At 44.7% G+C, this 12,498-nt stretch carries 4 protein-coding genes and 1 pseudogene; 2 read left to right on the forward strand and 3 right to left on the reverse strand.

The annotated features are described in order from the left end of the window. The 3 genes from VIP81_RS08330 to VIP81_RS08340 form a co-directional block, all read right to left on the reverse strand. Positions 1-2,136, reverse strand: a 2,136-nt coding sequence (locus VIP81_RS08330; RefSeq protein ID WP_331958322.1) for a Tc toxin subunit A, incomplete at its 3' end; no start/stop codon positions are given. A gap of 53 nt (positions 2,137-2,189) precedes the next feature. Beyond that, positions 2,190-9,266 (reverse strand): SpvB/TcaC N-terminal domain-containing protein, encoded by a 7,077-nt coding sequence (locus VIP81_RS08335; RefSeq protein WP_331958325.1) that lies wholly within the window; start codon positions 9,264-9,266, stop codon positions 2,190-2,192. Between the two features lie 508 nt (positions 9,267-9,774). After that, the gene (locus tag VIP81_RS08340) at positions 9,775-10,725 is read right to left on the reverse strand and encodes a 1-phosphofructokinase family hexose kinase (protein ID WP_331958328.1); all 951 of its coding nucleotides are present in this window, start codon (positions 10,723-10,725) and stop codon (positions 9,775-9,777) included. Between the two features lie 242 nt (positions 10,726-10,967). Here VIP81_RS08340 and VIP81_RS08345 point away from each other — a divergent pair, with 242 nt between their 5' ends. Together VIP81_RS08345 and VIP81_RS08350 are read left to right on the forward strand one after the other, a co-directional pair. After that, positions 10,968-11,837, forward strand: coding sequence for an ATP cone domain-containing protein (locus VIP81_RS08345; RefSeq protein ID WP_331958331.1), 870 nt, complete (start codon positions 10,968-10,970; stop codon positions 11,835-11,837). A gap of 26 nt (positions 11,838-11,863) precedes the next feature. Then, a pseudogene (locus VIP81_RS08350) lies at positions 11,864-12,498 on the forward strand (DNA polymerase III); the annotation flags it as partial.

The raw sequence follows: 12,498 nt of genomic DNA on the forward strand, positions 1-12,498 counted from the left end.
TATGTTGATGGCTTTTATCAGCATAGCATGGCGATATAATACCGACAAATTAGCCACCGTCAGTTTGATACTGGTAACTTTACCAAAGGCGGCCACTGCTATCAACCTCAGGGAGTCGGTGGAGGTAAGGATACCTGATACAATGATATTACCCGGCGTTGATTTGGAGCTATCGGTATCGTTAAGGTACCAGTCCACTACGGTTGATTGGTAGAGTGGATTTACAAACTGCTGGTAGTTGCCATCATATTGGGGATGGTAAGGAATAATATCTGTATACCCAACCTGTTCGGGACCATTGAATACTTTGTCGAACAACGACGCGGAAAACTGTTGGTTCCCGATACCGGTCGTATTGATATCATACCATAAACTCGCCAGCAGATCTAACGGTAATGAATACTCGGTATAGAGTTTCATCACTTTTGCCAGTTCAATGATGATCTTATCTGAAATCTCCCGGCTGGTGTTGGTCACGAAAGATAATGTCAGCAACATCCAGTCCAGCGAAGCATAGTCCCATTGCAGCTTTTGCGCCAACCGGATAAACCGGTTCAGTGTATCCAGGGTGTTAATATCGAGATTGGCTATTTCATCAAATACATTGTTGGGGTCTATTTTATTCTGTCTGACAAACAGGTAAGTAGTTTTGTCAGCAAATGGCAGGTTGATGAAAAAGTTATGCGGGATGATGCCGCTGGCCGGCGGTGATACGGTTCCATTCCGCATACCATTCCAGGCGGAGGCTTCCCATGGAGCTCCCAGTGCGGTGTTCCAGTTACCGGCATATGACAAGGCATTATTGATAAACACCAGCTGGCAATATCCTTTGGTGACAGTGGTGCCTTCCGTTTGGGTCCATTCGCCCTGTACGGTTTTATCAATGATACTGCCCTCTATTACGAGCGTACCGGTATCATAAGTACAAATGGCTTCTATGTTGCTGCCGGACTGTCTGAACACAATGGTAGGTCCTTTCATGCCGGTAGTGTTATAGGTGCCGCCGACGTTAAAAATTTCTTCCGTATTGAGGTTTTCCAGTAACAGTAATTTGAGATTTTCCAGGGAGATGCCTACCTGGCTGATAAATGTATCTACCTCGTTTAATTTAGCCAGATTGTTGGCAGTAATGGTTAGGCCATAGTTAGCACTCAATACCGCAGGCAATTGTCCAGGGTCCGGCTTCATATAGTTGTTCAGCTCTTCCACAGACATGTCCAGGTATTGCCGTGCAATGGCCAGCCCGCTGCTGCCGGTATCCATCGAAGCGAATATACCAGACAACGAGGTGTCGTTCTGGGCAAGATAAACGTTGATTTGCTCCAGCGGCAGGTTAAACGGCAGGTTGAAAGGATAATACCTGCTGACCAGGTCAAAATAGATATCGTCTACCGACAGCGCTTTCATGAGGGTGATCTCCAGGATCTCATTTACAATCTGCAGATAAGGCACCAGGTTATTGGTATTAGCGCAGGTGAGTTTTATCTGGGAGATGTCCGGCCTTCTGTCGTTGAAGGAAAGCCCTGCGGGGATATCCGGATTGGGTTTGGTAATGGCTTTATCTATGATTCGCAGCAGATCCGTGAGATAGGCCGCGGCGCCCAAAATGGATTTACATTCCGGACAGCTGCAATAATTGAGGGAGCCAAAAATTTCCTGGTAGCTGGACAAATTTTCAAAATCCTGCACCGGATATTGCGGCGCGGGAGAGGCAGCCAGTGACTGGTAATAAGGTGATTTACGCAGCTGGTTGATATTCGTCCAAAGCATCATTACGCTCGTTTTGACGCTATTGGCCTGCTGATATACTTTGCGCGCTGTCTTGTTTCCTCCCGGTAATTTGGCGCCGTATTTTTTGGTGAAATGCGATTGACTGTAAGACGTGATTTTCCGGGCAGAATCCAGTTCATTGTCCAGCAAAGCTTCTACCACGTCCTGATCAGGATGCAGTCGCAACAGGCGTTGATACGCTTTGAGTGTTGCTACTGTTTCTTTTTCCTTTCCTTCGGAAAGCTTTAATGAAGAAAGGTTTCGCTCATCAATGAAATTAAAACTATGTATATCGAAGTCCGGATTGGTGGTATAAAAAGATGCGAGCTTTTCACTTTTTATTTTTGAGGTAATCGTGTTTTTCATCGGAATATATTTTGAATTTACTTTTTACTGAATGGAGATGTTATTGTTAATCCTTATTTACCGCCACCATGATATTTAATCAGGTACTGCACCACGTGTTCTGGTAACAACACACTGTTGATAGATCCGCCGGGCATTATTTTATAGAATGCAACCAGTCGTTCCATAGGATTCATTACTCTATCTGCTGTCCGTTTCACAAGGCTTCTGCTGTCGTACTTCTTTTTGAATTGGGCAGTATTGGCATCGCTCAGTTGTCTCGCAAAGTCATATTCATCTCCTAATTTAGGCTGCAGTTTGTTCAGCAATTTTTGCGTCCGATTGTCCATATCGGCGCGATCTGCTTCACTATGGCCCGGAGGCGTATCCCGATCGTGGCCTTGGTCCAAACGCTGTAGTTTCATTTGTTTTACGGCATGCTGTTGGAGCAGCTGCTCCATTTTGCTTTGTAAGGGTATAAAACTCCCTTCAAAGTGAGTAACCAGGGTACCTATGAATGTCTGATTTTCCCCGAACAAGCTTAGGGCAAATCCCCTGCAATACACCAGCGAGGGTATTTCCACGACTGCTTTATCTTTCGCTGCCACAACAATTGCTTTTGAGGCAGTCACTTTTTGTGTTGAATTGGCAAGATCATGCATGTTAAGGGCGCCCTCCTCTTCTCCCCCACTACCAGCGGCCCCTCCTCTGCTGGAGTGAGACATATTCCTTACATTGAGCCTGGGCCGAATTTTGACCCCGGCTGCAAGTCTTGCTATACTTCTCAACATTAAACCCTCTTCATCCACATGTGTAACCGGATTTCCTTTTACAAATGCATAAACATTCAATCCATCGGTAGTACCGGCTGGATCAGGATTTAGCCATCGCCCTAACCACGAGACATAATATCGTTGCCCATAATAATAAAGGCCGGTGGTGTTGTCGCACTCCTTACCGGAGTAGCGATATATCTTCGCGGAAACATCTACCTGGTTGCTTCCCGCAATGATGGCAGTGCCTCCAAAAGGATAGTATTCTTCATAACTAATGAGCTGTCCCTGCTGGTCTAACTCCACGGCGACGGACCCTAAATTGTTGCCCAGCTGATACCGATACTGGCTGCTATCGGCGTTCTGAGGGCCACCCTGCGTCCAGTAATGAAAAATGAGTACACAAGCTTTATCATCCATAATGCGGATGGTTTGTCTTTTGTCCGTGCTGGTTCTGGTACCGTCATCCAGCTGTGTGCCTTTTTCATTGTACAGATAGTTGTCCACATAAATGCTATCGTCGTACCTCACAGAAGTAGCTGTAGCGTACTTTTCACTCACCTTCCTGCTGCGTTGCTCAGCGGCATCATACAGGTAATAGTCGGCATCATTATCTTCGTCCGGCCTGGTAATGACCGGTACATTCAGGAGATTTTCACAACAGTTAAATACCAGTTGTGCCTGATCATTTATCTGGAGAAACAGCGGATTACCGGAGGCATCATAGGTAACATCTGCCAATCTGTTGGAGTTATCCATCACGGCTGTATCCTGCGTCCAGCTGGCCGAGGTGGCAATATGTTGCTTCTTCACCATATTGCCACTGTTATCGTAGGTATATATCTCTTTATATTGCTCGATCGCATTTCCGTCGCTCAGAGGCGCATACTTCGATTGCATGAAACTCCCGTCAGCAATATTATTCCGGTAGGTTGTTGCATTGATGCCCTGATGCTGCCGGCCGCTGGCCTGCGTCAATTGATACAATGCGTCATAAGTGTAATCCAGCAGCGGATCTATTTGCTGATTGTTGTTAAATACGGTATCGATAGACAAATCTCTTATCCGCGTACCATTGCCCACAGGATCATATGTGTAGTTGATATTTTGCACTGTTTTGGGGTCCAGGGTGGTACGCAGGGTGGTGAGCTGGAGCATTCGCTGCGTAGTATCTTCATACGTGTAATTCGTGCTGATATCATTGCCATATACCACATTTGTCCGTTGATTACTGGCGTTGTAGCTAATGCTCTTAATGGCCGCGGTTTGCGCCTGCTGGCTGTTTTTAAGCGTGATGGCGGTAGTTAGTGCCTGGTAGTTATAAGTATAGCTGACAACTGATCCATCAGGCGTTGTTTGCGTGAGTTGTTTTCCGATCGCATTGAATGTATACGCAAAATCATAGGAGTGGACCTGCAATGGCACTGTTTTATTCCAGTTGACAGGTGTTTTATAATCCTGTGTCATTTTCCTCGAACTGGCCAGCAGGCTTCCGGTAATACTGTAACTGGTGTGCATTAATACGCCTGACAGATCATTCTGCTGATAGAGTTGACCACGAAGGTTATTCCCTGTCTGTGCGGTTGCAGGGGCATATTCACCATAGTTAAATATTTCTACCAGACTAAAATTATCAAAATTGCTGATAGGCCCTGTGGTAGTAATGAGCTTAATCTTCAGCTGTAATTTTCGCTGCATCCAGTCGTAGCTTATTACCTGGCAGTAATTTCTGGGACTCAACGACCAGGTCTGCAAATCAAAAATATTACTGAAATGCAATTGTTTTCCGGCATCAATGCTATCTGTGAGCATGGCGTTTTTGGCCCCCATGCTATATTGATAGGCAAAATTATAATAGGTGGTGGCGTTGTTAATATTGGAATCGTACAGGCGTGGATCAATTTCCAACACTTTTCGTCCGCTGATATCCACCTGGATAAAGGTAGGTGGCTGCTGCCCGGCCACCAGTGTGTTGATGGTGCGGATGGTAAAACCCATATTGTCCAGGATGGTCAGCGAGGGAGTATTGTCAAATACTGCGGCTTTATCCAGTGCGTCCTTTTCATCCTGCTCCTGCTGAGTTGGACTTACAGGATAGGAAGCCATGAAATTTTGATAGTAAACGGATGATTTAACCGTATCGTCTTCATCAAAAGCACTTTGCTGCCAGGCATTGAATGCCGTTTTTGTAAAGAATCCTTTAGGCGTATCCACCCTGATAACACGCTCCAGCGGGTCGTAGTGCGTGAGTGTAGGTGGAGGGACTTTGTACAGGGAGGTAATTTCATCCTGGGTCTGGTAATCTGGTATAGTGGCAAAGAAGGAAATATAACTTTCACATTCCTTGCCTTTGTTGTTGTATACTTTTCTGCCGGAAGACAACCACTTGTCGGCAGTTTCCGGTACATCGGTCGCCTTTGTTCTGGTTTCGATTTGTCGGAGCAGGCCATCATTATAGGTTACAACGGCCTGGTTTGGGGTATCCGTTACTGTTATGCCGCCCTGATGGTAATAATTTTCCCTGACTAAATTAATGGCGCTGATGGGTTGATTGCTGGTCTGAATGCCGGCGAGATTATAATAGAAATAGCTGCTGGCGCCTTGCAAAAAGTAACTTTGGTCTTTAATCACTTCACTAAAAGTAATATCGCCCCCACCTGGTGCGGTGGTTCTGACAACATATTCTGTCTTCAGATTTTTGTAATCAAATAGCACCATGCCTCCGGTTAAATTGCTGCCCTGCCAGCCAAATGCGGAGCTAACCGTTACCTGCCCCAATGCGTCGAAAAGGCATTGGGTAACGTTTCCGTTCGAGTCTTCCAATTGTTTGATCTGCATGCTCTGATAATCCACGGTGGCGGTTATCACGTTTGTGATCAATGGGTCTTCAGACAGAAAAGTAGTGGTAATAACGGGTTGCAGGTTGTAATTGTCGTACACGACGGTGTTCATGGCGCCCAGTTGGCTGGCGGAACTCTGGGTACCAGCAGCCATGTAATAGCTTTCCGTTGTTTTATAATAGCTCTGAATCAAACCATGATTCTCCCAATAGCTGGTATCCTGGTTATAAATATATCCTCCGAGTTCTGAGATGGTTTCAGCTGCCAGCCGGTCCCCAAAAATACTGGTGATATTATCATTCGTAAATGCGGTGGTGGCGATATGGTGTAATAAAGCCCTTGGCGACACTTGTCCCAGGGGCAATACCTGTTCCTGGTCCAGGCTCCAGAAATATGCATTCAATCCACTGAATTGCCTTGCACAGACTCCTGTTGGAGGGGTCGCCATATAGGCAACAATCTGTTTCATGGCAGCGGTGACAACCGTGTTTGCCCCATCATAGGTATAGTAATTACCGGAGAAATTAGCATTCAGCAGTTCATACTGCATATTCGCATAAGGGATACCGCGCAGCCGGTAATCATTACTATCCGCCGAGTCGAAATAACTGGAGGAAGTGATCACGCCTTTTAAAGTAAGTTGTTCAGCGCAGGTTTGTTGTACCCCCGCGCGACGCGGCAAATACATGGTACAGGAGAGTTCCGGTAATCCGGAAGCAGGATCTGTTTCAAAAATAAATTCCTGGGATACCCTCGGATCAGCTGTATTTCGCTCGTAATTGTAAGTAATCTTCTCCCGGAGATCAGTTCTGAAAACAGCCGGATTATGGGGAGTAGCTGCCTGTAATAGTGTTACTTCATAGCAGGATTGTTCTACCTGGTAAGGATTTATGGAGATATCCGTGTTATCATCTCCATAAATCTCTTTTCTGATTATTTTACCTGCGAGCGCCAGATAGGCATCCGCGATGGTTCTATCATCGGAGGAAGCCAGGTCCGGTAATGTATTAAGAGGGAAAAGATATGCTTGTGTATCGCCATTAAAATATGCTGTGGCGTAATCCTGCATTAAAAGCGTATAGTCGTTGCCATTACACCCATTCATATACCAGCTTTTGGTATACACGGGAGGAACATACAACTCTTCATTCAGGGACGTAACGGGGTAGTCGGGGTTCTGATAGGTGTCCTGAAATGCTTCGTAGGATTCAGTATCCCAGGATTCAATCAGACCGAAGCCTTTGAATTGCCGGTTATATCCATCATAGTAACCATTGTGATAGCTATACCGGGTTGTATATTTTGACTGCGAGAAAGCTTCATAGATCGTGATTTTTTCTACCACCTGCACCGGAAATGGTAACCGGGTAATCCAGGGTTGTCCATTTTTTTTATCTTCCAGGTAAAATTTAACGGAACTACAATAGTTGATGATCTGCGTTACGCCAATGTTGTTGTTGATAACATTCAGCAGATATGGTTTTAAAGACGTCTGTTGGGTACCATCAGGTAATAATATCTCTCCGGAAAAATTATAATAATATTGCCGGGGTGTGGGGGATATTTTTGTAAACACCAGGCAGGTAGTGCCATTGCCCAGTATATCAGCAAACGAGATGCTGTCGAGCGTATCAAATAATTCCGGCAGGTGAATGGTCACCGGGTCAGAAAAAGTGTTACCGGATTGATTCAGGAATAATTCTACTTTATCCGGATGTACATATACGAAATCTGTAGTGCCGGATCCGTCTGTATCCGCCAGAAATAAGCGGGAAGTATCAAAATTATCGCCAAATAATGGCGCATTTCCGATCATTACTTTTTTGCCGAACCGGCCGTATCCCAAACAGGGCCAGCATTCTACCGATCCACTACTGATTTTAACCCGATGTGAAAGCCCGTCACCAAACATATCTGCAAAGGTGACCATCTCCTGTTTGTATCCCTGTTTGGCCAATGGAAAATCATTGTCATTGGAAATAAACGAGGGGCCTGTATACCCTTCTGTACCTAACGAAGTAAATACCTGTAAACTGTTAAGATCAGCCAGCAGCATATCTGTTTTACCATTCGCATCCAAATCCACCAATTCCATGTATGGACTGCTATAATTGTTTGGATAACTGACAAATGGTGTATAGTTATTCCACCCATCCTGACCCTTCCGTGGAAAGTATCCCATTTCATTGGCGGTATGTACCAGCAAATCCAGGTATCCGTCGCCATTGATATCCGTCAGTACTGCTGCTCCATTCTGGATATTTTTATTGATAGGAAATGGATCGTTCACCATAGGCGCCTGGTACTTACCATCCCCAAGTGGTTCCATATAAAAGCTGGAATTATCAGTGCTGTAAAGAAATCCGGGCAAACCTTCCCTGTTTAAATCCACCGGTAAAAAGCCGGCGGTATTCAGGTAACCGGGAATGGTATTCAGGTCCATTTCCAACTCCTTAAAGAGCGGCGCTACCGGCGGTTGAAAAGACGAGAAGCCGAATTCCAGCGGTGGCACCGATTGCGGATCAGATACATCTTTCTGGTATCCATTCAATACAATGCTTTTAAGCAGTGACGGCGCCTGAAATTTAATTGGGGTATAGGATTGAATATTCTCGTATTCCAGGTACAATTCTTTCACCATGAGCGGATCGCCCAGTTCATCCGGGAAGTGATGTACCATTTGAATTTTTTCACAAAGCCGGAATACCCGTATTTCAAATCCTGCATTGTAATAGGAAAAAGGATCCGGCCTGCAAGCCCATTGGTTATTGTCACCCACCCCATAATTGAACACAACGTTGAATGCAAAACTCTCTACATTTTTTGCCCAATAGTTACCATAACTAATCGTATCAATATATCGGCCGGCTTTATAGTTTCTGTTGATTTCGAAAATACCCAATGGTACATTTTCATTATTTTCCTCCAGGTAGGTATATACAATTTTGTTTCCTTTTGCGTCGTAGGAATTGTCAATTAACCATTCAAAGATCTGCGTACTATCGTCAGGGTTAGCCACGCGGGAAAGGTCGGAATTACCATAAATACTGGTAACATTGGCAGTGGTAATTGTTTTCCAAAAGGAAAGCCTGGTAGATGGATCTTCCCATTTTTGGATCAGGGAAAAATTAATGTTAGGATTGGTGAGGTAAGTAGTAACGGTGTAGGAAATATCATTTACCACCTGCGTGGTAATAGTACTTACAGTAAGCGCCGCACCATCCAGCTGGTATTCATCGGTATCATCGTATCGCGGAATATGCCTGCCGGTATTAACGGCTATTTTTGATAAGGAAAGTGAAAAGCCAAGGCCATACGCTCCATTACCGGCACCGGAATTATAGACAAGCTGTAATTCAGGCTCAAAGCCTCTTGCAGGCGTAACGGGAACAGGCACTGCGTAGGATCCGCTGCCTGAAAATGCATCTGCTTTAAACGAATCACCTGATCCTTTTATGGTACCGCCACCTCCCGGAGGTTTAAGCTCAATGGCTGAAATTTTTTGAGGAACCGGTTTATTTTGATCTGTAGTATTCATAGTAATAGCTTTGCCGTTGCAATGAAAGTATATAAGAAGCCATAAAAGGATAACAGATCCCTTTAGACTGCTTATCTGCTGTCTTTGTTCAATCAGATATTACGTTGTGAATACGAAGAAGTAAAATAAACGAGGCTGGAAGACTCATTCACAGGCATTTTTTATCAGGGATACTGACGCTATGTGCACTGGAATGAGGGTGTACCAGGGTAGTTCATAGAAAAAAAGTGTATTATGGTTATTTCTGAACTAAAGCTATAAAAAAAATTGAATAAAAAAACACATACAAGATAAAAATATTTTCACACTGATATTGATCAGGGGTCTTCCGTGTTCAAAGTATTAATTCTTTTAATTCATTGTGGGAGTAATGGGAGATAATTTCAGCCGGTGATATAACTATTACGGATACTCGTAAGTTTCCCGACAAATAAGGATGGCCTGGTCAGGTTCAGGAATATGCTGAGATGAAAGGCGTCGATTTCTTCGTACCTCCAACTGTCATCTCCTACATACTCATAGTAAAAGCCTGCTTTTTACATACTTCCTCAAAAAGCAACTGTGCATCCTCCTTTTTACATAAGGCTGTACCAGGATTTAATGTGGCCGCGGTACCGCAGGCAACACCGAATTGAACCGCTTCCAGGATTTCTTTGCCAGCAGACAGGCTGTATACAATACCCGCCAACATACTATCCCCAGCGCCAACGGTACTCACACGGCTAACTCCTGGTGTGGGAATCCTTATGGACATATCAGCTGTTACCAGCATCGCTCCCGCCTCTCCCATAGACACAACAATTACTTCACACCGGTGCTTGCTGATGATCTGTTTGGCTACCTCAACGATTTCCGTGGCATTGAGTGTTTCAACACCGGCAAAACCAGCTAATTCCCGGATATTGGGTTTGATCAGGTAAACCCCTTCCCGCAATGCCTCCTTCAATGCTTCCCGTGAGGTATCCACAATAAAGCGGGCTCCTTTAATGGCTGCAATAGCACTCATGGAAGCGAATATGTCCGGAGGTACCCCAGGCGGTAAACTACCGCTGGCTACGATATAATCTATATCGTTCATTTCCCGGATCACTTCCAGTAAGTGCTGCCATTCGAACGTATCCACCATAGGTCCCGGCATGTCGAAACGGTACTGTGCGTGGCTGGTATTATCTGTTATAATCAGGTTTTCCCTGGTGCGACCGGCTATGGGAACGGAAAATGTGGGAACACCTTCTGCATGTAAAAGCGTATCAAAAAATTTACCCGTATACCCTCCTCCAAGATAAACGGCCCTGGCATCGCCACCTAGCTTTATGATAGCCCGGGCTACATTTACTCCTCCACCACCAGGTTCAAAAACCGGTGAACTACAGGGCAACTTTCGCTCCGGCATCAACATGGGTACAGTGGTACTTTTATCTATCGCAGGATTCAATGTAATAGTGATAATGTTGGACATGTCTGAGAGGTTTAATAGTAAGTGCGAATAGCTCAAAGGTAGCGGCCACCTGCTATCATTGCTATGACCTGGGTTAGCTATACTACTGATCTTCATCAGTAATACCAGCTATTACTGATACGGTATATATACAGGCTGAGGATAGCGCTGTTAAACATGACCACAATCACCCAAAAGGTTAATCAGCATCAGGAGTCAAATATAGGCGTAAGCCTATATTAGTATCACCAATACATGCTATTATGGAATCAAAACAGCCAGCAGTACTCGTAACAAAATCCAATGGTGCGTCGGTACCCTTTTCATCAGAAAAGATCAAACAATCACTAAAGCGGTCGGGAGCCACACCGGAATTAATTGAGCAGATACTCAGGGAGTTGTATAAACAGGTATACCCTAATATGCCTACACACATGATCTATAAAACGGCTTACGCCTTGTTAAAAAAATCATCACGTCCGGTAGCAGGACGCTACCGCCTGAAACAAGCCATTTTCGAACTGGGTCCTTCCGGTTTTCCCTTCGAGCAGTACATCGCTGAACTTTTCCGCCAGGCCGGATACATTACTACCACCAATGAAATGATGACCGGGCACTGTATTACTCATGAAGTAGACATATATGCCATCAAAAATCAGCAGGCCAATATTATTGAATGCAAATATCATCAGCTACAGGGCACACATTGCGACGTAAAAATCCCCATGTACATACAGTCGCGTTTTAAAGATATCGAATGGAAAATGAAAGAGATGGATAACCATCAGCAACAGGATTACCGGGGATGGCTAATTACCAACACACGAATTACGCAGGACGGTACCCAGTATGCGGCTTGTATGGGGTTAAATATGTTATCATGGGATTATCCTGCCGGCCGGGGACTGAAAGATATTATTGACAAAGCCGGACTCTATCCGATAACCTGTCTTTCTACCTTAAGCCGCCACGAAAAATATTTGCTTTTGGAAAAAGGCATTGTACTATGCCGCTCACTGACAGAAAATCCAGCCCTGCTGTCAGACATGAATATCACCGGATCAAGATATAATATCGTCATTACAGAAGCCAGTCATTTATGTGAAAACATAATGAAACTGGAATGGGCCTGATTAGTATACCAGAAAAACAAAGTAACATGAAAACACATACAAATATAAAAACAATGCCCCCCACCCTGCTTGAACTCATGGACATCAGGGGAATTACTTCCGATAAAATTGGCCGCATCTGTCATCAATTAGGGATAAGCAATCTCCATGAATTTACCACCGCTGTAGCCATGAATCAACTTGAAAGCATCCCCTCTCTGACACCGGAAAATAAAAAAAATATCAGGCAAGCTTTAAAACTCAGCAAAGATGCCGACAACCGCATGCAACTTTGGGAAGCCATGCTGCAGGGAAAGGAGCTGCTAAAAACTATCGGGCAACTGCCGGAAGTAACTAAAGCAGCACTCGCCGGTAGCCTCAGAAGAGGAAAAGATACTATTGGTGATATCGACATCGTTATACAGATCAGTGGCGCCGATCGGAAAAAGCTCCTGTATAAAATTGACCGTATGCCATCGACAGCAAATATTATTGCGGCAGGGAATAACAGGATCTGTATCGCGCTGCATAACCAACTGCTGGTATATCTCTATCTAACCGATGAAAAACACTTTGGCGCTACCCTGCTATACTATACCGGTTCCAAAAACTACAACGCCTATCTGGAAAAAGTGGCGGCCGAAAAAGGATACCGGTTTGATCCTAATGGTTTATATGACCT

It is taken from the genome of Chitinophaga sp., from assembly GCF_036566945.1.
Classification (GTDB): domain Bacteria; phylum Bacteroidota; class Bacteroidia; order Chitinophagales; family Chitinophagaceae; genus Chitinophaga.